22 protein-coding genes are annotated in these 25,764 nt (G+C 72.5%); 13 read left to right on the top strand and 9 right to left on the bottom strand.

Going from position 1 to position 25,764, the window contains the following annotated elements:
- The first annotated feature begins 102 nt into the window (after positions 1–102).
- Genes NH2_RS05325 through NH2_RS05315 form a run of 3 tightly spaced genes read left to right on the top strand, consistent with a single transcriptional unit; the run spans position 103 to position 7,029 of the window.
- Positions 103–363, top strand: a complete 261-nt coding sequence (locus NH2_RS05325) for an acyl carrier protein (protein WP_067648927.1) — start codon at positions 103–105, stop codon at positions 361–363.
- Entirely contained in the window at positions 360–5,447 is a 5,088-nt protein-coding gene (locus NH2_RS05320) for a type I polyketide synthase (protein ID WP_067648924.1), read from the top strand. The genes NH2_RS05325 and NH2_RS05320 overlap by 4 nt, the downstream gene beginning before the upstream one ends.
- Positions 5,440–7,029: a fatty acyl-AMP ligase gene (locus NH2_RS05315; protein ID WP_084505227.1), complete on the top strand. Its 1,590-nt coding sequence runs from the start codon at positions 5,440–5,442 to the stop codon at positions 7,027–7,029. Before NH2_RS05320 ends, NH2_RS05315 begins: the two co-directional genes overlap by 8 nt.
- On the opposite strand, the gene NH2_RS05310 is transcribed toward NH2_RS05315, so the two are convergent.
- On the bottom strand, positions 7,026–7,418 hold the full coding sequence (locus NH2_RS05310) for an RNA-binding S4 domain-containing protein (RefSeq protein WP_067648921.1): 393 nt from the start codon (positions 7,416–7,418) through the stop codon (positions 7,026–7,028). The genes NH2_RS05315 and NH2_RS05310 overlap by 4 nt on opposite strands.
- Positions 7,419–7,421: 3 nt before the next feature.
- Positions 7,422–8,006, bottom strand: coding sequence for a C40 family peptidase (locus tag NH2_RS05305; RefSeq protein ID WP_067648918.1), 585 nt, complete (start codon positions 8,004–8,006; stop codon positions 7,422–7,424).
- A gap of 434 nt (positions 8,007–8,440) precedes the next feature.
- Between NH2_RS05305 and NH2_RS05300 the strand changes: the two genes are divergently transcribed.
- From NH2_RS05300 to NH2_RS05290, 3 genes are all read left to right on the top strand, one after another.
- Entirely contained in the window at positions 8,441–9,622 is a 1,182-nt protein-coding gene (locus tag NH2_RS05300) for an ATP-binding protein (protein ID WP_067648916.1), read from the top strand.
- A 159-nt stretch (positions 9,623–9,781) separates the two neighbouring features.
- Positions 9,782–10,723, top strand: coding sequence for an alpha/beta fold hydrolase (locus NH2_RS05295; protein WP_067648913.1), 942 nt, complete (start codon positions 9,782–9,784; stop codon positions 10,721–10,723).
- Positions 10,724–10,854: 131 nt separating this feature from the next.
- Positions 10,855–11,142: an Rv0250c family protein gene (locus NH2_RS05290; RefSeq protein WP_067648910.1), complete on the top strand. Its 288-nt coding sequence runs from the start codon at positions 10,855–10,857 to the stop codon at positions 11,140–11,142.
- Positions 11,143–11,149: 7 nt separating this feature from the next.
- On the opposite strand, the gene NH2_RS05285 is transcribed toward NH2_RS05290, so the two are convergent.
- On the bottom strand, positions 11,150–12,379 hold the full coding sequence (locus NH2_RS05285) for an acetyl-CoA C-acyltransferase (RefSeq protein ID WP_369690027.1): 1,230 nt from the start codon (positions 12,377–12,379) through the stop codon (positions 11,150–11,152).
- Positions 12,380–12,643: 264 nt separating this feature from the next.
- Here NH2_RS05285 and sdhC point away from each other — a divergent pair, with 264 nt between their 5' ends.
- Genes sdhC through NH2_RS05270 form a run of 3 tightly spaced genes read left to right on the top strand, consistent with a single transcriptional unit; the run spans position 12,644 to position 16,188 of the window.
- Positions 12,644–13,471 (top strand): succinate dehydrogenase subunit SdhC, encoded by an 828-nt coding sequence (gene sdhC / locus NH2_RS05280; protein ID WP_067649389.1) that lies wholly within the window; start codon positions 12,644–12,646, stop codon positions 13,469–13,471.
- A 25-nt stretch (positions 13,472–13,496) separates the two neighbouring features.
- Entirely contained in the window at positions 13,497–15,440 is a 1,944-nt protein-coding gene (locus NH2_RS05275) for a fumarate reductase/succinate dehydrogenase flavoprotein subunit (protein ID WP_067648904.1), read from the top strand.
- Position 15,441: 1 nt separating this feature from the next.
- Positions 15,442–16,188: a succinate dehydrogenase/fumarate reductase iron-sulfur subunit gene (locus NH2_RS05270; protein ID WP_067648901.1), complete on the top strand. Its 747-nt coding sequence runs from the start codon at positions 15,442–15,444 to the stop codon at positions 16,186–16,188.
- 16 nt (positions 16,189–16,204) lie between these two features.
- Here NH2_RS05270 and NH2_RS30085 read toward each other — a convergent pair whose 3' ends face one another.
- The 3 genes from NH2_RS30085 to NH2_RS05255 form a co-directional block, all read right to left on the bottom strand.
- Complete coding sequence (locus NH2_RS30085) at positions 16,205–16,327, bottom strand: hypothetical protein (protein ID WP_269821755.1); 123 nt, start codon at positions 16,325–16,327, stop codon at positions 16,205–16,207.
- 118 nt (positions 16,328–16,445) lie between these two features.
- Positions 16,446–16,676, bottom strand: a complete 231-nt coding sequence (locus tag NH2_RS05260; RefSeq protein ID WP_067648895.1) for a DUF397 domain-containing protein — start codon at positions 16,674–16,676, stop codon at positions 16,446–16,448.
- Entirely contained in the window at positions 16,673–17,590 is a 918-nt protein-coding gene (locus NH2_RS05255) for a helix-turn-helix domain-containing protein (RefSeq protein WP_369690026.1), read from the bottom strand. Before NH2_RS05255 ends, NH2_RS05260 begins: the two co-directional genes overlap by 4 nt.
- Positions 17,591–17,785: 195 nt before the next feature.
- Here NH2_RS05255 and NH2_RS05250 point away from each other — a divergent pair, with 195 nt between their 5' ends.
- On the top strand, positions 17,786–17,998 hold the full coding sequence (locus NH2_RS05250; protein ID WP_245650431.1) for a hypothetical protein: 213 nt from the start codon (positions 17,786–17,788) through the stop codon (positions 17,996–17,998).
- Here NH2_RS05250 and NH2_RS05245 read toward each other — a convergent pair.
- A complete protein-coding gene (locus NH2_RS05245; protein WP_439951735.1) occupies positions 17,995–18,951 on the bottom strand; it encodes a DNA-3-methyladenine glycosylase family protein in 957 nt (318 codons plus the stop codon). The two genes, NH2_RS05250 and NH2_RS05245, sit on opposite strands and share 4 nt — an antisense overlap.
- A gap of 122 nt (positions 18,952–19,073) precedes the next feature.
- On the opposite strand from NH2_RS05245, the gene NH2_RS05240 reads away from it, so the two are divergent.
- Both NH2_RS05240 and NH2_RS28565 read left to right on the top strand, forming a co-directional pair.
- Positions 19,074–19,670 (top strand): TetR/AcrR family transcriptional regulator, encoded by a 597-nt coding sequence (locus NH2_RS05240; protein WP_157103603.1) that lies wholly within the window; start codon positions 19,074–19,076, stop codon positions 19,668–19,670.
- A gap of 68 nt (positions 19,671–19,738) precedes the next feature.
- Positions 19,739–19,888, top strand: a complete 150-nt coding sequence (locus tag NH2_RS28565) for a hypothetical protein (RefSeq protein ID WP_157103602.1) — start codon at positions 19,739–19,741, stop codon at positions 19,886–19,888.
- 44 nt (positions 19,889–19,932) lie between these two features.
- Here NH2_RS28565 and NH2_RS05235 read toward each other — a convergent pair whose 3' ends face one another.
- A complete protein-coding gene (locus NH2_RS05235) occupies positions 19,933–22,698 on the bottom strand; it encodes an FAD-binding and (Fe-S)-binding domain-containing protein (protein WP_067649383.1) in 2,766 nt (921 codons plus the stop codon).
- A 108-nt stretch (positions 22,699–22,806) separates the two neighbouring features.
- Here NH2_RS05235 and NH2_RS05230 point away from each other — a divergent pair, with 108 nt between their 5' ends.
- A complete protein-coding gene (locus NH2_RS05230) occupies positions 22,807–24,705 on the top strand; it encodes an ABC transporter ATP-binding protein (protein WP_067648882.1) in 1,899 nt (632 codons plus the stop codon).
- A gap of 50 nt (positions 24,706–24,755) precedes the next feature.
- Here the strand turns inward: NH2_RS05230 and NH2_RS05225 are convergent, their stop codons facing one another.
- Positions 24,756–25,751 (bottom strand): acrylyl-CoA reductase family protein, encoded by a 996-nt coding sequence (locus NH2_RS05225; protein WP_067648879.1) that lies wholly within the window; start codon positions 25,749–25,751, stop codon positions 24,756–24,758.
- Between the last annotated feature and the right edge of the window lie 13 nt (positions 25,752–25,764).

Here is a 25,764-nt window from a genome sequence, read left to right as displayed (position 1 = left end):
GGGCCCGGCGTGAAAGACCCAGCTGCGCAGCGCATTCGCCACTTCCCTCGGGCATAATCGCTGAGGGATTCCCGGCCGCGAGCCGGGCAGAGGGAGGTCGCGATGCGCGCCGGGGTACCCGAGGGAAGGGCCGCACGGCGGGCGGCCTTCACGGCCGCGGCGGTCGCGGCGATCACCGCGCTGCTCCCGGCCGACGCCGGGCCGGTCTCGACCACCGCGCCCTTCACCGAACTCGGGCTGAACTCCACCCAGCTGGCCCGGCTCACCGGCGAGCTGGAGGAGGCGCTCGGCGTGGCGATCCCGCTCGTCGCGCTGTACGACCATGCCAGCATCGAGCAGCTGGTCGAGCACCTCACCGCATGACCCCGATCTCCCTCGTCGGCATCGGCTGCCGGCTTCCAGGCGCGGACGGCCCCGCGGAGCTCTGGCGGCTGCTGTCCACCGGGCTGGACGCCACCGGGGCCCCGCCGCCGGACCGCCCGCTCACCCGGCACGGCGGCTACCTGCGCGGTATCGACCGCTTCGACAACGGCCGGTTCGGCATCCAGGACCGGGAGGCCGCGGTGATGGACCCGCAGCAGCGGCTGGCGCTGGAGGTGACCGCCGAGGCGCTGGACGACGCCGGGATCGGCTATCGGGCACCGGGTTCCGGCGCCGCCGTGCTCTTCGGGGCCTGCACCTTCGACCACGGCATCTCGGTGCTCGGCGCGGGTGGCCACGATGCCCCGTTCGCGGTCACCGGGTCGGCGCTCAGCATTGTCGCCAACCGCATCTCCTACGCTCTCGACCTGCACGGCCCGAGCCTGGTGCTGGACAGCGCCTGCTCGTCCTCGCTCGCGGCGGTGGATCTGGCGGTGCGGCTGCTCGCCGACCCGGCGGTGCCGTTCGCAGTGGTCGGCGGGGTGAATCTGGTGCTGCTGCCGCACACATCGGAGTACCTGGCCGACGGCGGTTTCCTGGCGCCGGACGGCCGGTGCAAGCCCTTCGCCGCCGCCGCCGACGGCTACACCAGGAGCGACGGCTGCGCGGTGGTGGTGCTGCAGCGCACCGCCGACGCGGTGGCGTCGGGGGCGCGGATCTACGCCGAGATCGCGGGGAGCGCGGTCGGCTCGGACGGGCGCTCGAACGGGCTCTACGCGCCGAGCGGGAAGGCGCAGCAGGAGGTCGTGCGCGCGGCCTGGCGGCGGGCGGGGGTGGAGCCGGAGCGGGCCGGGTACGTGGAGTGCCACGGCACCGGGACGCCGCTCGGCGACGCCGTCGAGGTCGGGGCGCTGGCCGCGGTGCTGGGCGGGGAGCCGGATCGGGAGCCCGTGTGGCTGGGGTCGGTGAAGTCGAATCTCGGGCACCTGGAGGCGGCGGCGGGGGTGGCCGGGCTGATCAAGACGGCGCTCGCCGTCCGGCACGGGGTGATTCCGCCGACGCTGCACGCGCGCACGCCGAACCCGCTGCTGCGGTTGGGCGAGCACCGGCTGCGGCCCGCCGTGCGCGCGGTGGACTGGTCGGCGGTGCCGCCGGGTGCGCGGTGGGCGGGGGTGAGCTCGTTCGGGTTCGGGGGGACGAACGCGCACGTCGTCGTGCGTGGGGTGGCGGCAGGGCCGTCGGGGGTTGCGGGACCGGTATTGATTCCGCTGACCGGGCGGGATGCGGAGGAGGTGCGGCTGCGGGCAGGAGCCGTCGCCGACGCGCTCGCGGCGGGGATCGATGGCGACGCGCTCGCGGCGGGGATCGAAGGCGATGCGCTCGCACGGGGGGGCGAAGGCGATTCCTCCGGCGGTGCGCGGCTCGCCGCACTGGCCACCGCCGAGGCGCGCAGGCTGCCCGAACCCGCCCGCGCGGCGATACTCGCCACCGACGCGGATTCGGCGATCGAGCGGCTGCGCGCCCTCGCCGAAGCCAGGGACGCGCCGGGCGTACTCGCGCCAGGAACCCCGGCCCCCGGCGGCCTCCTCTTCGTCTTCTCCGGCCAGGGCGGACAGTTCGCGGGCATGGGCGACGCCCTCGCGGCCCGCTTCCCCGCCTTCGCCGCCGGGCTCGCCGAGGCGGCCGACGCGGTACTGGCCGCCGGTGGCCCGCGGGTCTGGACCCCGGACGGCGGCTTCACCGCCGACGAGGCGACGGCGACCGTGCAACCGGCGCTCTTCGTCTACCAGGTCGGCATGCTGCGGCTGCTCGCGCACTGGGGCGTCCGGCCGGACGCGGTCACCGGGCACAGCCTGGGCGAGGTCGCGGCGGCGGTCGCCGCGGGCGCGCTCCCGCTCGCGGACGCGGCCCTGGTCGCGGTGGCGAGGGGCGCCCTGCTCGGGCGGCTCGACGGGCGCGGCGCCATGGCCGTGCTGGAGGCCGAGCTGTCGGTGGCGGAGACGCTGGTGGAGCCGATCGCGGCGGAGGTGGCGGTGGCGGCGGTGAACGGCCCGCGCTCGGTGGTGATCTCCGGATCCCGCCGCTACGTGGACATCCTGCTGCGCCGGGCGAAGCGGCGCGGGCTCTTCGCGCGCCGGGTCGCGGTGCGCTTCGCGGCGCACAGCCCGCAGGTGGCGCCGGTGGCGCCGGAGCTGCGCGCGGCGCTGTCCAAGATCGAGCCCCTGGTGCCGCGGCTTCCGCTGTACTCCACCGCGCGGGCGGGCCAGACCATCGGCTCCGCAGGCACCGATGCCGGGTACTGGGCCGAGAACGCCGTCGGCACGGTGCATCTCGGCGCGGCGCTGGAGCGCGCGGGCGCGGACGGCTTCGGCACCGCGCTGGAGATCGCGCCGCACCCGGTGCTGCTGCCCGCCATCCGCGACATCCCCGCCTTCGCGCACAGCGCGCACGCCACCGCCGACCGCGCCGACGAGGTCGCGGCGCTCCTGGCCTGCCTCGGCGAATTGCACGTGGCGGGCCGCACCCCGGACTGGTCCGCGCTCGGCCCGCTGACCGAGCCGCCGCCGCGCCGCCGCTGGCAGCGCCGCCGCTTCCCGCTGCTGGTGCCGGCGCCGCCCGCGCTCACCGAGGCGGCCTTCCCGGCCGACGATCCGGCCGACCACGTGGTGGCGGGGGTGCCGCTCATCCCCGCGGTGTACTGGCTGCTGCGGCTGCTGCACGCGGCGCGCGCCCGGACCGGGGCCTCGGCGGTGCGCGGCTTCGCGGTGCACGAACTCACGCGCTCGGATGCGGTGCCCGCGGTGGCCTACCGGGAGGAGGCGGGCGGGCCCGGCCTGCGGGCGGGGGTCACGGGTTCCTCGGCGCTGGCTTCGACTCGGTCCGCCGGTGACCCCACGCCCGGGGATATCGTCGCATGGATGCGGGTGGTCGATACAAATCGAGCCGCCCGGCCGCGCATGCGGGACGTCCCGGTAGCGCGCTTCTACGCGGAGCTGCGCGAGCGCGGGCTGGAGTACGGCCCTGCCTTCCGCCCGCTGCGCGGGCTCGCGGTGGATCGGGATCGGGCGGTCGGCGAGCTGGACGCCGCCGACCCACAGCGCTCGGCCACCCTCGACGGGTGTCTGCACGTGCTGGCCGCGGCCGCCGACGGGCTGCCGGAGGGGCGGGTGCCGCTGCCCATCGGCATCGAGAACGCCTGGCTCACCACCGAACCCGGGCGCACCGTCGGCGAGGCGCACGCCCTGGTTCGGGAGCGGTCGGGGGCCGGGCTGGTGGGCGATGTGGTCGCCACCGACCAGCACGGCATTCCCATGCTGGCGCTGCTCGGGGTGCGGGTGCGGTTCACCGATCCCGCGTTGCCGGTGCACTCCGCGCCGCACCGCGCCGACGTCCTGCGCACCGAGCACTGGGTGCCGCTGGCGGTGACCGCTCAGGGGTGGCCCTCGGCAGACCCCGGGGCTCGGGCGGTGGCCGCCGAGGGGGACGAGCCGCAGGCGACGGCCCGCGCGGTCACCACACCGGGCAGTGCCGCCGCGGGCAAGCCCGCGACGGACATTCGCCGCGCGCTGGTGATCGGCGACTCCGAGGACGCCGTCCGGTTGGCCCGCGCCCTCGCGCGCACCCTGCCGACCGAGCGGATCGCCCGCGACCCCGACGCCGCGCTCCCCCTGGTCCAGGCGGTGCTCACCGGCCACACCGCCGCGGCCCGGCTCGCCGTGGTCCTCGCCTGGCCCGCGAACCCGCAGCCCGAGAGCACCACCGTCGCCGCCCTCACCCGCACCCTCGCCCTCCTCCAGCACGTGACGGCGGCCCCCGCGACGGCCGCACTGACCGTGCTGCTCCCGATCGACGAGGCGCCGTCGGCAGCCGGGTTGCACCCCGCCGCCGCACTGGCGGGGCTGGTCCGCAGCCTGCAACTGGAGTCCGCGCTCCGAATCCGCCTGGTGTGGCGGGCCACCCGCACCGACGACGCCCTGCTCCGCGCGGTCACCGACTCCGCGCTCCCGCCCGAACTCCGCGTCGCCGGAACGACTTCGGTGCGCCGTTTCGTCCGCGCCGACCCGGAGGCGGCGACCCCGGTCTCGATCGATGCCACCGGCACCTACGTGGTCACCGGCGGCCTCGGCGCGCTCGGTTCGCTCGCGGTGCGCTGGCTGCTCGCCGAGGGCGCCCGCGACGTCGTGGTGCTGACCAGGGCGCCGCGCCCCATGCCCGCCGTCCTCGACGGCCTGGAGGACCGCATCGTGGTGGTCCGCTGCGATGTCACCGACCGCGCCGACCTGGCCGCGGCGCTGCACGACATCCGCGAGTGGGGCTCGACGGTACGCGGCGTCATCCACGCCGCGGGCACCCTGCGGGACGCCGCCTTCCCGGATGTGACGCCGGAGCAACTCACCGGCATGCTCGCAGCGAAGGCCACCGCCGCCAAGCACCTGCTCGAACTCACCGCCACCGATCCCACCGACTTCGTCCTGCTCTTCTCCTCCGCGACCGGCGCCTTCGGCTCGCCGGGCCAGGCGGCGTACGCGGCCGCGAACGCCGCCATGGACGCACTCGCCGCCGCGCAGCGCGGCCGCCGGGTGACCAGCGTGGGCTGGGGCGTCTGGTCGTCCGGGCTGACCGAGGCGGCGGGCGGCGCGGGCCACCTGCGCCGGGCCGGCATCCGGGCCTTCGATCCGGAGTGCGGCGCCGCGCTCTTCGCGGAGGTGCTCCGGCACGAGGCGCCGTACCTGCTCGCCCTCGACTGGGCCGGCCAGGGCGACCACTCCCCCGTCGGCGAGCGGCTCACCCAGACCCTCGGCGGCACAGCGGAATCCACCGCGCCCATCCATCCCGACGCCCCGCCCCGCCCCCTGACCCAGATCGTGCGCGCCGCACTGGCCGCCGCCCTCGACCGCCCCGCCGACGAGGTCGACCCCGCCGCCGACTTCAACGATCTCGGCCTGACCTCGCTGCTCGGCATCGAGCTGCGCCGAGTCCTGGAATCCCGCCTGCAGGTGCGGCTCTCCACCGCCGAGATCTTCGGCCACCCGACCGTCGCCGCGCTGGCGGCCATGCTCGCGGAGCGGCTGGGCCGCGGTGACTGAGAGTCTTGTCGACCGGCTGGCCCGCTGGGCCCGCGAGCGTCCGGATGCCCCCGCCTACACGGCCCTCGGCTACCCCGCCCCCGGCAGCCGGGACGGCACCGACTACATCCCGCACACGCTCACCTACGCGGAGCTGTCCGCCGCGGTGGCCGGACTCGCACGAGACATCCGCGCCCGCACGGCACCGGGCGCTCGGATCGCGCTGCTCACCGGCCACGGCCACGGCTATGTGCTCGCCTTCCTCGCCTGCCTGGCGGCGGATCGCCTCGCCGTCCCGCTCTTTCCCGTCGGCAGGCACCCCGAGCGGCTGACCGGGATATTCGCCGACGCCACACCGCAACTCACCCTGATCGACCCCGGCGACGAGATCTCCGCGCAATTCGCCGGGAGTGTGCTCGCCATCGAGCCGAATCGCACGGCGGATTCCCCCGAGCTACCGAAGGGCAAAGCTCCCGCATATCTCCAGTACACCTCCGGCTCCACCGGAGCACCGACCGGAATTCGCGTGGAATCGGCGAATCTCACCGCCGCACTGGAACAACTCCGCGCGGTAATCCCCGCCGCGCGACACAAGCCCATCGTGGGCTGGCTCCCCTTCTTCCACGACATGGGGCTGGTACTCACCCTCGCACTACCGATCTGGTCCGGGGTGCATGGCATAACCCTCGCCCCGGTCGATTTCGTGAAACGCCCCATCCGCTGGCTCCGCGCCTGCTCCGACTTCGGCGCGGGCACAACGGGCGCACCGGATTTCGCGCTGGCGCTCACGACAGCGACGACCACGAAACGTCAAGTGACGGAATTGAATCTGACGTCCCTGGATGCCATCCTCAACGGCGCCGAACCGATCCGCGCCGCCACCCTGCGCGCCTTCACCGAAACATTCACCCCCGCGGGCTTCCGCCACCGCGCGCACGCCCCCGGCTACGGCCTCGCCGAGGCCACCCTCACCGTCACCCTGACCCCGCAGGACCGCGAGCCGACCTTCCTCGACCTGGACAGAGCGGCCCTGAGCACCGGCTACGCTCGACCGGCGAGCACCGAACCCGCTGTCACGCTGGTCGGCTGCGGCCCACCGGCGGGTCAGCGCATCAGAATCGTCGACCCGGAGAATGGCAGACCGCTGACTGCGAACCAGGTGGGCGAAATTCAGGTATCCGGCCCGAATGTCTGCGCCCCCGATGCCGAGAACTGGCTGCACACCGGCGATCTCGGCTTCGAGCACCATGGCGAGCTCTACATCGTCGGCCGCGCGAAAGACCTGGTGGTGCTGGACGGCCGTAACCACCACCCGGCCGATCTGGAGCAGACAGCGGCGACGGCTGCGCCGAATATCCGCCTGGTAGCCGCCTTCGGCCACGACGACGGCCACCGGGAATCCCTGGTGATCGTGGCGGAGACACCGAGCGTCGACATCGAGACAACGACCAGGATCCGATCCGCCATCACCCGCGTCCACGAGGTGGTGCCGCGAACGGTGCTCCTGGTCCCACCGGGAGAGATCCCGCGAACATCCAGCGGAAAGATACGGCGCGGCGAATGCCGCAAACGCTTCGCGGCGGGAGAGCTACACCCGCACTAGTTCTCGGTACGCCCGAGCAGCCGATCGGTCTCGCGGCGCTCCCGCTTGGTGGGCCGGCCACTTCCCCGATCCCGCCGCGGCTGGGAAGCGAGAACTTCCCTCGACGGCGGCGGCGGGCTGCGGTCGATCAGGCACTGAGCGGCAATGGGTGGCCCGACTCGCTTCGTGACGATGCGTTCCACGATGACGATGCGTTCCACTCCGGCGGCCCGGATCCGGACTTCGTCGCCGAGCTTCACCTGCTGCGCCGGTTTGGCGGTGGCGCCGTTCACCCGGACGTGTCCGCCGCGGCATGCCTCCGCGGCGGCCGAGCGGGTTTTGAACAGGCGCACCGCCCAGGTCCAGGAGTCGACCCGGGCCTGTGCCGGTGCGCTCTGCTCAGGGGGCAATCGTCAGAGCACGCGGCGGGCGGTGACGACCTCGTCCGCGGAGAGGTTGGTGTAGGAGACCGGGGTGCCGGACTGCACCGCGTTCAGCAGCTTGCCGTCGCCGGCGTAGATGCCGACGTGGCCGCCGCCATTGGTGATCACGATGTCACCGGCGCGCAGGTCGTCGAAGGCGACCGGGGCGCCGACGTGCGACTGCTCGAAGCTGGTGCGCGGCAGCTCGACGCCGGCCTGCTTGAAGGCCCACTGCACCAGGCCGGAGCAGTCGAAGCTGCTCGGGCCGGTGGCGCCCCAGACGTAGGAGGCGCCCACCTTGGACTTGGCGGCGTCGAGCGCGATGTCGCCCGCGGTGCTCTCCACCTGCGGGGCGAACATGCCCTGCAGCTCCGGCGCGGCGAAGCCGGGGAGTGCGGGCGCGCCCTGCGGGGCCGCGGGCAGCGAACCGAGCGCGGCGGTCAGCTGCTGCTCCAGCTGCTGGGCCGGCTGTTCGAACTCCTGCGGGACGTCGAACGAGCCGAGACCGGGAATGTCGATGGTGGCCGCCATGGCAGGGATCGCGGGCATGGCGCCCGTCGCCGCTACCGCACCCATGACCAGAGCACCCTTGACGGAACCCGGAACGCGTGAATCCCGCTGCAAGCTGTGTTTACCCACCGAGCCGATTCTCCCTCTTTGCGCATCACCCGCCAACCGGCGCTCCCGGCGCGACGAAGCCGGCGAACCCAACGGGCCCCGACAGCCGCTATGACGGCGACCAAGCGGCGCCGCTCCTTCCTCACGAAGCGACAGACTCCACTAAGTCACGAGAAGATTACGACCCGCGCGCGTTGTTGTCCAGCCCAAAGAGCAGGCACTTTTACCCCACTTATTTCAAAACAAGCCCCAAGCTGGGACATGGCGATTCCAGTCAATATCACGGACTGGTCACGGTGCGCCTGCGGTGCCCGTCACCGCTCGATAGTGCTCTCTAGCACATTGCTTAGAAATACCCAGATTCCGCGGACGAGGCACTAGCGTGTCGGGGCATGGACCCCGTGCGGAACCCGTATGCGCCCGGCGCCGGGCAGCGCCCGCCCGAGCTCGCGGGCCGAGGAAAGCAACTCACCGCGTTCGACGTCGTGCTGGAGCGGATCGCGCGCGGCAGGCCGGAGCGCAGCGTCGTGCTCACGGGGCTGCGCGGGGTCGGCAAGACGGTGCTGCTGAACCAGCTGCGCTCCGGCGCGGTCGCCAGGGGCTGGGGCACCGGCAAGCTGGAGGCGCGGCCGGACCAGGAGCTGCGCAGGCCGCTCTCCTCCGCGCTGCACATGGCGGTGCGCGCCATCGCCACCTCGCACCGGAACCCGGAGCGGGTCGACGATTTTCTCGGCATCCTCAAGGCCTTCGCGCTGCGCGCCACCGCGGACCGGGGCATGCGGGACCGCTGGCAGCCAGGCATCGATGTCCCGGCGGTGACCGGGCGCGCCGATTCCGGCGATATCGAGATCGACCTGGTCGAGCTGCTCGGCGAGGCCGCGGCGCTGGCGGGCGATATCGGCGTCGGCATCGCGATCTTCATCGACGAGATGCAGGATCTCGGGCCCGCGGACATCTCCGCGATCTGCGGCGCCTGCCACGAGCTGAGCCAGGACGCCGCGCCGCTGATCGTGGTCGGAGCCGGGCTGCCGCACCTGCCCGCGGTCCTCTCCGCCTCGAAGAGCTACTCGGAGCGACTATTCAGCTACCACCGCATCGACCGGCTGGACCGGGACTCCGCCGACCAGGCGCTGATCGCCCCCGCCGAGCGCGAGGACGTGGAGTTCACCCCGGCAGCGCTCGACCTGCTCTACCAGAAGGCCGACGGCTACCCGTATTTCGTGCAGGCCTACGGCAAGGCGACCTGGGATCAGGCGCCGCGCAGCCCGATCGAGGCCGAGGACGTCGAGGTGGCCGCGCCCGCCGCCGAGGAGGAGCTGGCGGTCGGCTTCTTCGGCTCCCGCTACGAGCGGGCGACCCCGGCCGAGCGGGAATACATGCGGGCCATGGCCGACCTGGCGGGCGACGACGGCCCGGTGGCGACGGCGGCGGTGGCCAAGGAGCTGGGCCGCAAGCCGGCCTCGCTCTCTCCGGCCAGGGACGGGCTGATCAAGAAGGGGCTCATCTACTCGGCCGAGCGCGGCAGCATCGGCTTCACCGTGCCGCACTTCGGCCGGTATCTCAGGACTGTCTAAGCGAATCTAGGACACAGCGAATACTGCGCGATACTCGCATGATCTCGGCACGACTCGGTTCGGCCACGGCTGCGTAACGGCAGGTGCGGGGGGTTAACGGCGGGCTTGCGGGGGGCGACCATCCAGGCAAGGAAACGTCCAAGCCCCGGAGGTGTTGCCATGACCACGTCGATCGCTCCCGTCGCGGACCGTCGGGTCACCGTGGCCGCCGACGACGGCACCCCGCTGGCGGCCAGGGTCATCGGCGCCGACAGCGCGGAGGTCACCCTGGTCTTCGTGCACGGCCACTGCCTGCGCGCCGACACCTGGTCGTTCCTCGGCGAGCGGCTGGCGCGGGAGTGGGGCGGCAGCGCGCGGCTGGTGAGCTACGACCACCGCGGCCACGGCCACTCCGGGGCGGGCGCGGCCGCGAGCTATACCATCGACCAGCTGGCGCACGACCTGGAGGCGGTGCTCCGCACGCTCGCCCCGACCGGCCCGATCGTGCTGGTCGGGCACTCCATGGGCGCCATGACGGCGCTCGCGCATGCCCGGCTCTTCCCGCAGTCGGTCGGCACCAGGATCGCCGGGCTCGCGCTCATCGCCACCGCCGCGAGCGGCCTCACCGAGGTCGGGCTCGGCCGGTTGCTGAACCGCCGCGCCATCGGCGCGCTGCAGCGGGCGGTGCTGCGGGCGCCGCGGTTCATGGGCGCCTCGCACCGGCTCTCCCGGCGGCTGCTGGAGCCGATCATGGGCGAGGCGAACCTGGGCACCGCGCCGGTGAGCCCGCGGGTGCGGGCGCTCGCGATCGCCATGTTCAACGAGACCCCGCTGCTCACCATGACCAGCTTCCTGGAGCCGCTGCGCACCTTCGACGAGACCGATGGGCTGCACCGGCTGGCCGGGATCCCGGCGCTGGTGCTGGCGGGCTCGGCCGATCTGGTGACCCCGTTCGCGCACTCCGTCGTGCTCGCCTCGCAGCTCGCCGGGGCGGAGCTGGTGCGGGTCGACGGCGCCGGGCACGGGGTGATCATCGAGCGCGTCGACGAGGTGGCCGCGGCGCTGTCCGGGCTGGTCCGGCGGGTGCTGGCCGGGTCACGCGGGTACGCCATGGCGGGCTGACAACGCCGACCGGTTCCGCCCCGATTCGAGATCGCACGGACACGAGGGGTTTCCTCGGTTACTGTGTTGTAGATCACGGTGTGCGGTGGGTCACATGATCTTGTGGGCCACAACAACCCTGGGAGGTAACGATGACACGCAGCGATATCGCGGAACTCCGCTACGCGGTCGGTCAGCTCCAGCGCTCCATCGGGGCGCTGCGCTCGCACTACGGCGATGCGTCGCCGGTCCGTCGGCTGGAGAACGACCTCGAACGGCTCGTCATCGACGCCGACGAGTTCGAGCAGACGCCGCCGCCCGAACTCGGCCGCAGGCCGCGCGACACCATCTACGTGCCGGACAGCAAGAGCGACGAGTCCGCCTGGATGGGCGCGCAGGACGAGGGGCTCGGCTTCCACTCCCGGCCGCGCACCCCCTGACCCGCGCTCAGGCCCGGTGCCGCCCCGCCCGCCGGGACGGCTGCACGCCGTGGAACCGGGCCCCGCGCGGCGGCGCGGCGGGCGGCGCCGCCACCGCCGACTCGAAGAGCGCCGCGATGCCGTGGTCGTGCCCGAGCGCGATGGCCTCCAGGCCGTAGTGACCGCCGCTGCGCTCGAGTTCGTGCAGCATCGTGGTCATGATGCGCAGCCCGGTGGCGCCCACCGGGTTGCCGAGCGCGATCGAGGAGCCGTTGACGTTCAACCGGTCCGCCGGGTCCAGGTCCCACTCCCTGGCCAGCGCGAGCACCTCGACCGCGAAGCCCTCGCTGACCTCGATGAGGTCCAGGTCGTCCATGGTGTAGCCGTTCCGGCCGAGCACCTTCGCGACGGCGGGAGCGGCGCCGAGCGAGGCGATATCGGAATCGCAGCCCGCGGCGGCCCAGCCGACCAGGTAGGCCAGCGGGGTCAGCCCGAGTTCGTCCAGCCGGTCCTCGGCGACTACCAGGCAGGCGGCGGCGCCGTGCCGGTGCGCGCTCATATTGGCGCTGGTCACCACGCCACGGGGGAGCAGGGGGCGGAGGTTGGCGAGGGTGTGCGTAGTGAGATCCGCGCGCACCCCCTCGTCCCTGGCGATGCGGTGGCCGGGGTCGAAGTCGGCCGTGGTGCGGGCGTACGGGTCGGCGGTGACGCCGACCGGCACCACCTCGGCGGCGAAGGCGCCCTGTCGCCAGGCCCGCGCGGCCCTGCGGTGGCTGGCCACCGCGAACTCGTCCGCCTCGGCCCGCCCGATCCCGTAGTGCCTGGCCAGCTCCTCGGCGTTCACCAGGTCGGCGCGGTGGCCCGGGTCGCGGGAATATTGACCGCCGACCGCGTTGTATTGGGCGCCTCCGGCATCGGAGGAGCACTCGACGCCGCCGGCCACGACCACGTCGGCCGCGCCGGTCTGCACCATCATGGCCGCGGTGATCACCGCCTGCAGCCCGCTGCCGCCGCGCCGATCGGTGAGGAAGCCGGGCACCGCGAAGGGCAGCCCGGCACCGCGCGCGGCCAGCCTGCTCAGGTGCGGCACCGTCGGCCTCCGCGGATCGATACACGCCATGGCGACGTCCTCGATGCGTAGCGGGTCGATCCCGGAGCGGTCGATCACCGCCGAGAGCACCGTGGTCGCCAGCCATTCCGGCGGCATCCCGGAGAGCGCCCCGCCCGCGACCCCACCGGGGGTGCGAACCGGAGCCACGATCGCGGCCCTTCTCATCGTGGTGGCCCCTTCCTGCCGATTTCCACGCGTCACCGCACGTCAACGGGCGATTTGTCAGGAAAAGGGCACCATGCGGCTGTTACCGGAGTGTGACAATCAGGCCGCGATTGCGGTTGTGTCGAAGATCACTGCTGGGCGGATGCGCCAGGAATGGCGGTACCGGACTCGAGCGATAGCGCCCCTGTCGTAGGGTGCTCGTCATCACATCGGATCGCGGGCCAACCCGACGAGCCCGCAGAGCAGATCAGCGAGGCATCCACCGTGACTGCCGCACCCACCGGCGTCTACACGACGACCAGAGCACGGATCTCCGCACGCACCCTCCGCACCGACCGCTGGTGGCTACCACCGCTGATCACCGTGCTCGGCCTCGGTGCGTTCGTCGTATACGCGACGGTCAGGTCGTTCGTGCGCACCGCCTACTACGTTGCCGACTACCACTACCTGACGCCCTTCTACTCACCGTGCCTGAGCACCTCGTGCGTGGCGGGGGCGAGCCACTTCGGGACGCCGTTCGGCGACCTGCCCGGGTGGATCCCGCTCGGCTTCGTGGTGCTCCCGTTCCTGCTCGGCTTCCGGCTCACCTGCTACTACTACCGCAAGGCCTACTACCGGGCCGTGTGGTTCTCCCCGCCCGCCTGCGCGGTCGCCGAGCCGCACGCCAAATACACCGGCGAGACCAGGCTGCCGCTGATCATCCAGAACGCGCACCGCTATTTCTTCTATGTGGCGCTGCTGGTCTCGCTGATCAATACCTACGACGCGATCGTCGCCTTCCACGGCAAGAGCGGCGGATTCGGTTTCGGCCTCGGCAATCTGGTGCTGCTGCTGAATGTCGTCCTGCTCTGGGCATACACGCTCTCCTGCCATTCCTGCAGGCACATCGCGGGCGGCCGGCTGAAGAATTTCTCGGCGCACCCGGTGCGCTACTGGTTCTGGACCCAGGTGTCGAAGCTGAACACCAGGCACATGGCCCTGGCCTGGACCACGCTCGGCACGCTCGTGCTCACCGACTTCTACGTCATGTTGGTGGCCAGCGGCACGATTTCGGACCTGCGGTTCATCGACTGACCGCCTCATACAGGAGTTTTCCTCGATGCCAGAAGTTGAACGGCACAAGTACGACGTGGTGGTCATCGGCGCGGGTGGCGCCGGGCTGCGCGCGGTGATCGAAGCACGGGAGAACGGCTACAGCGTCGCGGTGGTCTGCAAATCCCTGTTCGGCAAGGCACACACGGTCATGGCCGAGGGCGGCTGCGCCGCGGCCATGGGCAATGCGAATTCCAAGGACAATTGGCAGACGCACTTCAAGGACACGATGCGCGGTGGCAAGTTCCTGAACAACTGGCGGATGGCCGAGCTGCACGCGCAGGAGGCACCGGACCGGGTCTGGGAGCTGGAAAGCTACGGCGCGCTCTTCGATCGGACCCCGGACGGCCGGATCAGCCAGCGCAACTTCGGCGGCCACACCTACCCGCGGCTGGCGCACGTCGGCGACCGCACCGGGCTGGAGCTGATCCGCACCATGCAGCAGCGGATCGTCGCGCTGCAGCAGGAGGATTTCGCCGAGACCGGCGATTACGAGTCCCGGATCAAGGTTTTCGCCGAGTGCACCGTGACCGAGCTGCTCAAGGAGGGCGACCGGATCTCCGGCGCCTTCGGCTACTGGCGCGAGTCCGGCCGCTTCGTGCTCTTCGAAGCGCCCGCGATCGTGCTGGCCACCGGCGGCGTCGGCAAGTCCTACAAGGTCACCTCGAACTCGTGGGAGTACACCGGCGACGGCCACGCGCTCGCCCTGCGCGCGGGCGCCTCGCTGATCAATATGGAGTTCCTGCAGTTCCACCCGACCGGCATGGTCTGGCCGCCGAGCGTCAAGGGCATCCTGGTCACCGAGGGGGTGCGCGGCGACGGCGGGGTGCTGAAGAACACCGACGGCAAGCGCTTCATGTTCGACTACATCCCCTCGGTCTTCAAGGGGCAGTACGCCGAATCCGAGGACGAGGCCGACCAGTGGCTGAAGGACAACGACTCGGCCCGCCGCACGCCGGACCTGCTGCCCCGCGACGAGGTCGCCAGGGCGATCAACTCCGAGGTCAAGGCCGGGCGCGGCACCCCGAACGGCGGCGTCTACCTGGACATCGCCTCCCGGCTGCCCGCCGACGAGATCCGGCGCAGGCTGCCGTCGATGCACCACCAGTTCAAGGAGCTGGCCGACGTCGACATCACCGCCGAGCCGATGGAGGTCGGGCCGACCTGCCACTACGTCATGGGCGGGATCGAGGTGGTGCCGGACACCGGCGCCGCCACCGTGCCCGGGCTCTTCGCCGCGGGTGAGTGCTCCGGCGGCATGCACGGCTCCAACCGGCTTGGCGGCAATTCCCTCTCCGACCTGCTGGTCTTCGGCCGCAGGGCCGGGCTCGGCGCCGCCGAGTACGTGCGCGCGCTCGGCGATCAGCGCCCGGCGGTGACCGACGCCGACATCGCCGCCGCCGCACAGGCCGCGGTGGCGCCGTTCGACCCGCCGGAGACCGGGCAGGGCGAGAACCCCTACACCCTGCACACCGATCTGCAGCAGGTGATGAACGACCTGGTCGGCATCATCCGCACGGAGCAGGAGCTGCACCAGGCCGTGGAGCGGCTGGAGCGGCTGCGCGAGCGGTACGCCGCGGTCACCGTGGAGGGGCACCGGCAGTTCAACCCCGGCTGGCACCTCGCGCTCGACCTGCGGAACATGCTGGTGGTGAGCGAGTGCGTGGCGCAGGCCGCGCTGCTGCGCACCGAGAGCAGGGGCGGGCACACCCGCGACGACTACCCGGGCATGGACCCGGGCTGGCGGAACACCCTGCTGGTCTGCGAACTCGACGGCGACGACCGCGGCGCCACGGTGCCTGGCGTCGCGGTGCGCCCGGCCGACCAGGAGCCCATGCGGGCGGACCTGCTCGCGCTCTTCGAGGTCTCCGAGCTGGAGAAGTACTACAAGGGAATCGAATTGGCGGGACACCCGGAGAACGCGCGCCCTGCCCCGGAAGGCGAGGCGTGACATGGGATACGACGCCAAATTCCGCGTCTGGCGCGGCGATCTGGACGGCGGCGAGCTGCGGGACTTCACCGTCCAGGTGAACGAGGGCGAGGTGGTGCTGGACATCATCCACCGGCTGCAGGCCACCCAGGCCCCCGATCTCGCGGTGCGCTGGAACTGTAAGGCGGGCAAGTGCGGCTCCTGCTCGGCCGAGGTGAACGGCAGGCCCAAGCTGCTCTGCATGTGCCGGATGTCGACCTTCACCGAGGACGAGGTCATCACGGTGACCCCGATGCGCACCTTCCCGGTGATCAAGGACCTGGTCACCGACGTCTCGTTCAACTACGAGAAGGCCAGGCAGATCCCCTCGTTCACGCCGCCCGCGGATCTGAAGCCGGGTGACTACCGGATGAAGCAGGTGGATGTCGAGCGCTCGCAGGAGTTCCGCAAGTGCATCGAGTGCTTCCTCTGCCAGAACACCTGCCACGTGGTGCGTGACCACGAGGACAACAAGGAGGCGTTCGCCGGGCCGCGCTACCTCATGCGGATCGCGGAGCTGGAGATGCACCCGCTGGACGTCGCGGATCGGCGGGATCTTGCCCAGTCCGAGCACGGCCTCGGGTACTGCAACATCACCAAGTGCTGCTCCGAGGTGTGCCCCGAGCACATCGCGATCACCGACAACGCGCTCATCCCGATGAAGGAGCGGGTGGTCGACCGACGCTACGACCCGATCGTCTGGCTCGGGAACAAGCTCTTCCGGCGCTGAGCGCGGGGTGGTCGCGCTACAGCAGCGCGACCACCCCGACGGCCACCGCCCACACCAGCGCGCCGACGAGCAGCGCGGAGAGCCACGAACCGGTGAGCACGAAGACGCCCACCGATGCCACCGCCACCAGCAGTCCCACGATCAACCACTCCACCCAGTAACGGGGATGCGGTGTCCGGTACCGGGGTGGGGAATTCTTCAACCCACGGTCCATGAAGAAGGGTGTACCCGACCGGCTTTCCGGGCAAACCGCGATATCAGCTCGGCGGGTCGAACTCCCCGTCCAGCACGCCCGCGGTGAAGGCGTCCCACTCGCCGGGGGTGAAGATCAGCACCGAGCCCTCCGGGTCGCGGCCGTCGCGCAGCGCCACGTGCCCCTCGGCCAGGAACGCCACCTCGACCACGGCCTCGCTGTCCGGCGCGGTGCCGGAGGCTGCCTGCCAGCGCGCCCCCGCGATATCGATCTGCGCGCCCTCGCCGATACTCATGCCGCGTACTCCTTCGCTACCCGCCGCAGCAGGTGCCGGCTGGATGGGATGTCGAGCGCCGAGCCGCGCAGGCACTCGTGCGCCGCATCGTACCGCCGGACGTCGCGCTCGGACTCCAGATACAGTCCGCCGGTGAGACCTTCGGTGTACACCACCGGCGGCTCGATCGACCGCCCCCTGCGGTCCGCGCCGAAATCCAGCACGGTGAACGGCGCGACCGTGCTGCCCACCGGCGCCCCCGCCGCGAAGGGGAGCACCCGCACCCGGACATTGCCCCTGGTACCGAGATCGGCCAGGTGCCGCAGCTGGGCGGCCATCACCCGCGGCCCGCCGACCATGCGGCGCAGCACCGACTCGTGCAGCACCGCGTCCACCGTCGCGGGCATTGCCTTGCGGGTGATCAGGCTCTGCCTGTGCAGCGTGCGCTGCACCCGGTCCTCCGCGCCGCCTGCCAGCGCGCGCAGGTACTCCGCGGTGCGGAAGAGGACGGGGACCAGCTCCGGCTGGTACGTGCTGAGGTGCCTGGCCGAGGCCTCCACGCTGCGGTACACCTCGAAGTGCTCCGGGATGAGCTCGCCGAAGGCGTGCCACCAGTGCGTGTCCGCGGCCTGCCTGGCCAGCCCCTGCAGCCCGAACGTGATCTCGTCCGGGATGCCGTATACCCGGCACAGCTCGCGGATGTCGATGGTGCGGATCCGGTCCGCCTGCCCCTTCTCCAGCCGCTGCAGGGTGGTCGCGCCCCACTCCATGAGCCGCGCCGCCTCGGCGATGGTCAGCCCGGCCCGCGTACGCCACTCGCGCAGGTGTCTGCCGAGCTGCCTGCGCGGCAGCGTCGACGAATCGTGCTGCGCCGCCACCCGTTCCGGCACCGGATAGATCTCCGCGCGCCCCGCCCGCACCGGTCTCGTCGCCACCCCGCACACTCCGTTCCACGCTTGTCGCATCACCGCAGTGCTCCGCGGACCTTCGTCCACAACGGATATTTTCGCTCCTCGGGACGGATTCTGTGCTGGGAATTCGCGGAATGCCGCTCCGGTGCGCGGATATCCGGCATCTACTCGGCGTACAGCTGGTGTGCTGGATGTGTGCCGAAGCCCGTCGTACCGGAGGTGACCGTGTCATTGGCCGAGTTCGATCCGCGCCTCGCCGCTCTGTACGCCTGCGCCGCCGACCCCGGCCCGCTCACGCCGGAGCAGGCGCACACCGCCATGCAGCTGCACCTGGACTGCACCGTCGACGAGTGCCTGGCGCGCAGGCGGGCGCGGCGCACGCTGGTGGAGGCCGGGCGCTGCGTGCTCGACGCCCGCGCCCTGCCCTCCTAGTGCCAGGAGTGGTCGGTGAGCGGGGTACGGGGTGCGAACTTCGGGCGGTGGGCCTGGCCGCTGATCTCCAGCAGCCGGACCGCGCGGTAGCGGTGCGGGCGTAGCGGTTCCAGGTACTCGACCATGCCCGCGTCGTCCAGGGGGCGGCCGAGCAGGGTCCAGCCGACGATGGCGGCGAGGTGGTAGTCGCCGACCGAGAGGGCGTCGGGGTCGCCGTAGGCGCGCTGGGCGACCTCGGCGACGGTCCAGATGCCGATGCCGGGGATGCTGCGGAGCCGCTGCGCCGCCGCGGCGGGGGTGAGGGCGGCGGTGCGGTCGATGGCGGCGGCGGAGCGGGCGGCGCGGACGATGGTCGCCGAGCGCTGCGGGCCGACATTGGCCTGGTGGTAGGCCCACGAGGGGATGTGCCGCCAGGTCTCGGGGGCGGGTGGGAGCAGGAGCTCGCCGGGGCCGGGGGCAGGTTCGCCGTAGCGGCGGACCAGGGCGCGCCAGGAGCGGCGGGCCGAGATGGTGTGCACCTTCTGCTCCAGGATCGCGGGGACCAGCGCCTCGAAGACCAGGCCGGTGCGGAGCATGCGGAGGCCGGGGTTGCTGCGGTGCGCCTCGGCGATCTTGGGGTGCTCCGGGGTGAAGGTGTCGAGGCATTCGTCCAGGCAGAGCATGTGTTCGAGGCCGGTAAGGAACTCGTCGGCGCCGGGGCCCCACGCGGTCGCCTCGATGCCCGTGCGGCCCGCCTGGCGGAGGCGGTAGGTGACCGGGCCGGTCGGGAGGCGGGAGGCGTGCCAGTGCGCGCCGTCCGGGGTGACGCGGTGGCAGGGGTCGCCGGTGCCGCGGGAGAGCGGGGCGAGGGTGGTCGCCAGGTCGAACGGGCGGTCCGCGGTGAGGGTGCGGGTGGTGCCGTCGGCAGGCACGCGGCGGTTGCCACCCCTGGTCACCTCCGCCTGCCGTCGCACCCGACCATTGTGCGGGGTCCGGCGCGGCGCCACCCGCGCGACCCAGGCGCCGCGCGATAGCGGTCCGCCGGGTGACTCTCAACATCTGTGGAAACTAACGGCGCCGGGTAAATTCCGGGATCATGGTTTCCGCTCGACGGCCACGCCAGGATTCCGCGGAACGGCGTGCGCGAATCGCCGAGGCCGCATTGCGCGTGCTCGGCGAGCAGGGCCCCCGAAAACTGACCCACCGCAATGTCGACGCCGCCGCCGAACTTCCGCCCGGATCGGTCAACTACCACGCGCCGAATCGCATGCGGCTGCTGCAGATGGCCGCCGACGAGCTCTTCGCCCAGGACATGCAGATCGCGGCCAGGCACTTCTGGGAGCCGCACCCGCGCGCGCTCTTCACCGTCGCCGTCGCGGTGATCACCGAGATGACCGCGCCCGCGGCCAGGTACCGGGTGGTCGCCAGGCACCACCTGCTCGCCGAGGCACGCACCGACGAGGAGCTGCGCAGGCACTTCGACGACGGCCGCGCCGCCTTCGTCTCGCTGGTCAGGCAGGGGCTGGCGGATGCCGGGCTGGAGGCGACCACCTCGGCCGCCGAGCTGTGCGTCGTCACCCTGGACGGGCTGGTCAACCGGCAGGTCTTCTTCCCGGGGACGGCGCTGAACGAGTCCGAGGTGCGGCGGCTGGTCGCCCTGCTCGGCAAAGCGACCGGCCCCGGCACGCGGTGATCGCGCTGTGATCTGCGGCCGAATTCCCGACGAGTGGTAACACCGGTTGTGACCGCGCCGATATCAGCGTGATCGGCAAACTGCCGGCACTCGGTGGCGAAGGGTTATCCGCGATGATCACGAACCTGCTCAATTTCCTGCTCGACGCAGTCGGCGGCTTTGCCGCGGGTAGCAGCGGCTACCACATTCAGCCCGGCACCCTCCCCTTCGGGAGCTGACCGCGACGCCGGCTCCCTACCGCAGCGGGGAGCCGGCGCCGCCCTCAGTCCTCCCGGAGAAACTGGGCGAGATGGCGGGCTTCGCGGCCGGCCAGCTCCGCGGCCTGGGTCCGGCAGGAGAAGCCGTCGGCGAGCAGTACCGCATCCGCCGGGGCACCGTCCAGTGCGGGGAGCAATCCGTTTCCCGCGATTTTCACGGAAATGTCGAAATGGCCGGCCCGCATTCCGAAGTTGCCGGCGAGGCCGCAGCAGCCGCTGATCTCATGAACCCGCACGCCCATCGCAGCTAATATTTGGCGATCTGCCGAGAACCCCGCGGTGGCGTACTGGTGGCAGTGCGGCTGCACCACGACGGTCCGGCCGTCGCGGCGCGGCGGAGTCCAATCCGGCTGTGCCAGGAGAAATTCGGCGAGGGTGCGGACCGCGGCCGCCGTCGGCGCTGCGCGCGGATCCGCCGGGAGGAGTTCCGGCAGGTCGGCGCGGAGTGCGGCGGTGCAGGAGGGTTCGAGGCCGACCACCTGGCCGCCCGCCCGGATGTGGTCGTCCAATTCGTCGAGGGTGGAGCGCATTCGGGCGCGGGCGGTGTCGAGCCTGCCGGTGGTGATCCAGGTCAGGCCGCAGCAGACCCGGCGTGCGGGCAGCCGGACGCGGTAGCCGAGCGATTCCAGGAGTTCGGTGGCGGCGGTGGCGATGGCCGGATCGAAGGCATCGGTGAAGGTGTCGATCCAGAGCAGGACCTCGGGGCCTGCGCCGCCGGTCACTCGCGACCGGTCGACCCGGCGCTCGGCCAGCCGGGGGATCTGACGGCGCGGGTCGATCCCGGCCGCGCGCAGGCCGATCCGGCGCAGCGGGCCCACTCCCGCCAGCGCGTTCGCCAGCCGTGGAACGCGGCGGGCGAGTGCCAGCCAGCGCGGTAGCCCACCCAGCGTGTAGTGGTCGATCGGGCGCGGTCTCCCCCGGTAGCGGCGGTACAGGACCTCGGACTTGTAGGTCGCCATATCCACCCCGGCCGGGCAGTCGGTCGCGCAGGCGCGGCAGGCCAGGCACAGGTCGAGCGAATCCCGCACCTCGGGACCGGCGAGGGGGAGCGTGCCGCGCACCACCTCCTGCAGCACCCTGGCCCGGCCGCGGGTGCTGTCCTTCTCGTCCGCGGTGGCGCGGAACGAGGGGCACATGAAGCCGCCGGAATCCGCGCGGCACGAACCGACCCCGACGCAGCGGTGCACGGCCGTGGCCAGGTCGCCGCCGTCGCCGGGCAGCGCGACCCCGCGCGCGGGCACCGGGGCGAGCCCGGCCACCCGCAGGTCGGCGTCGATCGGCCGGGGCGCGACCAGCACCCCGGGATTGAGCAGGTCGAGCGGGTCGAAGAGCGCCTTGAAGCCGCCGAACGCCCCGAGTACGGCGGGGGAGTACATGCGCGCGAGCAGCTCCGAGCGGGCCCGCCCGTCGCCGTGCTCGCCGGAGAGCGAACCGCCGTGCCGCACCACCAGATCGGCGGCATCGAGCAGGAAGGCGCGGAACCGGCGCGGCGCCTCGGCGATCGGCAGGTCCAGCCGGACGTGGATGCAGCCGTCCCCGATGTGCCCGTAGAGCAGCCCGTCCACCCCGTGCTCGGCGGTGAGCGCGCCGAATTCGCGCAGGTAGGCGCCGAGCCGCTCGGGCGGAACGGCGGCGTCCTCCCAGCCCGGCCACGCGGGCTTGCCGTCGGGGGAGCGGCCGGCGAGCCCGGCGCCGTCGGCGCGGATCTGCCAGAGCGCGGCGGTGGCGGCGCGGTCGGTGACGATCACGCTGTCGAGTGCGCCCGCGGTGCGGCAGAGCTCGCCCGCGGCGTCGCGGGCGGAATCGGCGGTCTCGCCGCTGGTCTCGACGAAGAGCCAGGCGGCGCCGCGGGGCAGCTCCGGCACGGTGCCGCGCTCGGCGCGCACCGCGTCGACCAGCCTGGCGTCGATGCCCTCGACCGCGGTCGGCCGGACGGCGAGCACCGCGGCCACATCGTCGGCGGCGGCGGCCATGTCGGGGTAGCCGAGCACGCTGAGCACGGTCGCGCCGGGCAGCGGAACCAGGTCGACGGTGGCGTCGAGCAGCACCCCGCAGGTGCCCTCGCTGCCGACGAAGGCGCGCGCCACCGCCGAACCCCGCTCGGGGAGCAGGTGTTCCAGCCCGTAGCCCGATGCCTGGCGGTCGAAGCGGCCCAGGTCGGTGCGGAGCAGCGCCAGCTGCGCGCGGGTGAACTCCGGGAGCCCGGGAAGCGCCGCGAGGTCGGTGCCGAGCAGCCGCTCCGTGCCGGTGCCGTCCAGAATCCGCAGCGTGCGCACATTGTCGGCGGTGCGGCCCCAGGCGACCGCGCGCGGCCCGCAGGCATTGTTGCCGATCATGCCGCCGAGCGTGCAGCGGCTCTGGGTGGAGGGGTCGGGGCCGAAGCGCAGGCCGTGCGCGGCGGCCGCGCGCTGCAGCCGCGCCAGCACCACGCCCGGCTGCACCGAGACCCGGCGGCCGTCCGGGTCGATCGCTCCGATGGCGTGCATGTGCCTGCTGAAATCCAGGACCAGGCCGGTGCCGACGGCGTTCCCGGCCACCGAGGTACCCGCGCCGCGCGCGGTCAGCGGCAGCCCGTGCTCGCCGGCGAAGGCGAGCGCGGCGGCCACGTCCGCGTCGTCCCGCGGGAAGACGACGGCCGTTGGCGGCACCCGGTAGTTGGAGGCGTCCGAGGAGTACTCGGCCCGCCGCCGCGCCGACCCGTCCACCTCGCCGCGCAGCCGCGCGCCGAGCGCCCGAGCGATGAGTTCGGGCTCCTCCGGCCGTCCTTTCACCTGCACCAGGGTAGGCCCGGCCGGAGATCCCTTGCTCTCAACCTTTGTTGAGGTCTTAGTGTCGGTGGCCCGGGGTGGAATGTCCCGGAGCGGGAGAGGAGCGATCGGATGAGCATCGAATCCGTGGCGTGGAGTCAGATGTACCGGCAGATGAACGCGCCGGACGAGCGGCGGCCGTTCCGGCGGGCGACGGCGGCGCGGATTCTGCGGTTCGCCACGCCGCACCGGCGCACCATCGCGCTGTTCCTCGGGTTCAGCGTGCTCTCGGCGCTGATCTCGGTGGCGACGCCGGTGCTCGCCGGGCGGGTGGTGAACGACATCGTCGGCGGGGCCGCGGCGCGGGTGGTGGTCACGCTGGCGCTGGTGATCGGCGTGCTCGCGGTGGTCGATGCCGGGCTCGGGCTGGTGGTGCGGCGGCTGTCGGCCGGGATCGGCGAGGGGTTGATCCTCGACCTGCGCACCGCCGTCTTCGACCACGTGCAGAAGATGCCGGTCGCCTTCTTCACCCGGACCCGGACCGGCGCGCTGGTCAGCCGCTTGAACAACGATGTGATCGGCGCCCAGCGGGCCTTCAGCGACACCCTCTCCGGCGTGGTCACCAACCTGGTGACGCTCGCGCTGACGCTGGTGGTGATGATCGGGATCTCCTGGCAGATCACCCTGCTCGCGCTGGTGCTGCTTCCGGTCTTCGTGCTGCCCGCGCGGCGCATGGGCACCAGGCTCGCCGGTATCCAGCGCGAGGCCGCCGACCTGAACGCCGCCATGAGCACGCAGATGACCGAGCGCTTCTCGGCGCCGGGGGCGACGCTGGTCAAGCTGTTCGGGCGGCCGGAGCAGGAGTCGGTCGAGTTCGCGGCGCGGGCTCGGCGGGTGCGCGATATCGGGGTGCGCACGGCCATGCTGCAGACCGTCTTCGTCACCGCGCTCACCCTGGTCTCGGCGCTGGCGGTGGCGCTGGTCTACGGCCTGGGCGGCTGGTACGCGCTGCGCGGGCAGCTGGACGCGGGCGCGGTGGTGGCGCTCTCGCTGCTGCTGACCCGGCTCTACTCGCCGCTCACCGCGCTGGCCAGCGCGCGGATGGAGATCATGTCCGCGCTGGTGAGCTTCGAGCGGGTCTTCGAGGTGCTGGACATGACGCCGCTCATCGAGGACGCGCCGGGCGCGGTGCCGGTGCCCCCTGGGCCGGTCGCGGTGGAGCTGGACGGGGTCGGGTTCGGGTACCCGTCGGCGGACAAGGTGTCGCTGGCCTCGCTGGAGGAGGTGGCGACGCTGGACACCAGGGGCGGCGTCCCGGTGCTGCACGAGGTGTCGCTGCGCGCCGAGCCGGGGCGGATGGTGGCGCTGGTCGGCTCGTCCGGGGCGGGCAAGTCGACGATCGCGCAGCTGGTATCGCGGCTCTACGACGTGGATTCCGGCGCCGTCCGGCTGAACGGGGTGGACATCAGGGAGCTGAGCACCGCCTCGATCCGGGAGACGGTCGGGCTGGTGACCCAGGACGGGCACCTCTTCCACGAGACCATCCGGGCCAACCTGCTGCTGGCCCGGCCTGCGGCGAGCGAGGCCGAGCTGTGGGACGCGCTCACCCGCGCCCGGCTGCGCGACCTGGTGGAATCACTGCCGGATCGGCTGGACACGGTGGTCGGCGAGCGCGGGTACCGGCTCTCCGGCGGTGAGCGGCAGCGGCTCACCATCGCCAGGCTGCTGCTCAAGCAGCCGCGGGTGGTGGTGCTCGACGAGGCCACCGCCTCGCTGGACTCCACCTCGGAGGCGGCCGTCCAGGAGGCGCTGACCGAGGCGCTGGAGGGGCGCACCGCCATCGTGATCGCGCACCGGCTCTCCACCATTCGCGCCGCCGACGAGATCGTGGTGCTCGAGCACGGGCGGGTCGTCGAACGCGGAACCCACCAGCAGCTGCTGGCCGCCGGTGGCCGCTACGCCGAGCTCTACCACACCCAATTCGCTGGGTCTTCTGGCCCGCCTCCGGCGGGCGTGTTCGCGGCCCTGTGAAGTCGCGAACGGGGGTTCGTAAGACTCACCCCGGGGGTGGCGCGGTCGGCTCAGAACTCGCCTGCGACCGCGAATATTGTGCGGCCGCGGTGGGATCCGTCTTGGATCGAGCGGAGCACTTGTTCGGCGTCGGTGATGGGGGCGACGGTGGTGAGGGCGGTGAGGTGCCGGGGGCGGAGGTCGCCCCCGAGCTGGGCCCACAGCTCCCTGCGGTGCTCGATGGGCAGGTTCACCGAGTCGATGCCGAGCAGCGAGACGGCGCGCAGGATGAAGGGCATGACGGTGGTCGGCACCCCGGGCCCGCCGGTGACCCCGCTGGCCGCGACCGCGCCGCCGTACCCGATGGCGCTCAGAATGTAGGCCAGCGAGGCGCCGCCGACGCTGTCCACCGCACCGGCCCAGCGGGCCGAGGTGAGCGGCCGCCGCTCGGCCTCCGGATCCTCGGGCAGCCTGCCGATCACCGCGTTGGCGCCGAGCTCGGCGAGCAGGTCGTCGGCATCGGTCTTGCCGGTGGAGGCGACGACCTCGAAGCCGAGCCCGGAGAGGATATCGATGGCGATGCCGCCGACCCCGCCGGTCGCGCCGGTCACCAGCACAGCGCCGTCGTCGGGGGTGAGGCCGTGCTCGAGCAGGGCGCGCACGCTGAGCGCGGCGGTGAATCCGGCGGTGCCGATGGCGGCGGCGTCCCGGGTGCTCAGCCCGTCCAGCTTCACCACCCAGTCGGCGGGCACCCGAGCCAGCTCGGCGAAGCCGCCGTTGCGCGAGACACCGAGCTCGTAGCCGTGCGCGAGCACCTGGTCGCCGGGGGCGAAGGCCTCGTCGTCGGAGGCGACGACCTCGCCCGCCAGGTCGATGCCGGGCACGATCGGGTACTGCCGCACCACCCCGCCGCGCGGCGTGATGGCAAGGGCGTCCTTGTAATTGGCGCTCGAGTAGTGCACCTCGATCGTCACCTCGCCCGCCCCGAGGAAGTCGTCGCCGACCTCCTCGCGAGAGAGGACGATCGCACCGTCCGAAGCGCTGGCCACCATCGCCGAGAAGGTCATGGCGGAAGCATAC

This window comes from Nocardia harenae NBRC 108248, from assembly GCF_001612885.1.
Lineage (GTDB): Bacteria > Actinomycetota > Actinomycetes > Mycobacteriales > Mycobacteriaceae > Nocardia > Nocardia harenae.
The sequence above is the reverse complement of the archived record's forward strand: the minus strand, read 5'-3'. Positions and strand labels throughout refer to the sequence as shown.

What these genes read in the sequence shown, in the direction of transcription:
- NH2_RS05225 (WP_067648879.1), bottom strand. Translation starts at nt 25,751, where the DNA reads ATGACCTTCTCGGCGATGGTGGCCAGCGCTTCGGACGGTGCGATCGTC.
- NH2_RS05230 (WP_067648882.1), top strand. Translation starts at nt 22,807, where the DNA reads ATGAGCATCGAATCCGTGGCGTGGAGTCAGATGTACCGGCAGATGAAC.
- NH2_RS05300 (WP_067648916.1), top strand. Translation starts at nt 8,441, where the DNA reads ATGGACCCCGTGCGGAACCCGTATGCGCCCGGCGCCGGGCAGCGCCCG.
- NH2_RS05240 (WP_157103603.1), top strand. Translation starts at nt 19,074, where the DNA reads ATGGTTTCCGCTCGACGGCCACGCCAGGATTCCGCGGAACGGCGTGCG.
- NH2_RS05290 (WP_067648910.1), top strand. Translation starts at nt 10,855, where the DNA reads ATGACACGCAGCGATATCGCGGAACTCCGCTACGCGGTCGGTCAGCTC.
- NH2_RS05275 (WP_067648904.1), top strand. Translation starts at nt 13,497, where the DNA reads ATGCCAGAAGTTGAACGGCACAAGTACGACGTGGTGGTCATCGGCGCG.
- NH2_RS05295 (WP_067648913.1), top strand. Translation starts at nt 9,782, where the DNA reads ATGACCACGTCGATCGCTCCCGTCGCGGACCGTCGGGTCACCGTGGCC.
- NH2_RS05320 (WP_067648924.1), top strand. Translation starts at nt 360, where the DNA reads ATGACCCCGATCTCCCTCGTCGGCATCGGCTGCCGGCTTCCAGGCGCG.
- NH2_RS05305 (WP_067648918.1), bottom strand. Translation starts at nt 8,006, where the DNA reads ATGGGTGCGGTAGCGGCGACGGGCGCCATGCCCGCGATCCCTGCCATG.
- NH2_RS05270 (WP_067648901.1), top strand. Translation starts at nt 15,442, where the DNA reads ATGGGATACGACGCCAAATTCCGCGTCTGGCGCGGCGATCTGGACGGC.
- NH2_RS05260 (WP_067648895.1), bottom strand. Translation starts at nt 16,676, where the DNA reads ATGAGTATCGGCGAGGGCGCGCAGATCGATATCGCGGGGGCGCGCTGG.
- NH2_RS05325 (WP_067648927.1), top strand. Translation starts at nt 103, where the DNA reads ATGCGCGCCGGGGTACCCGAGGGAAGGGCCGCACGGCGGGCGGCCTTC.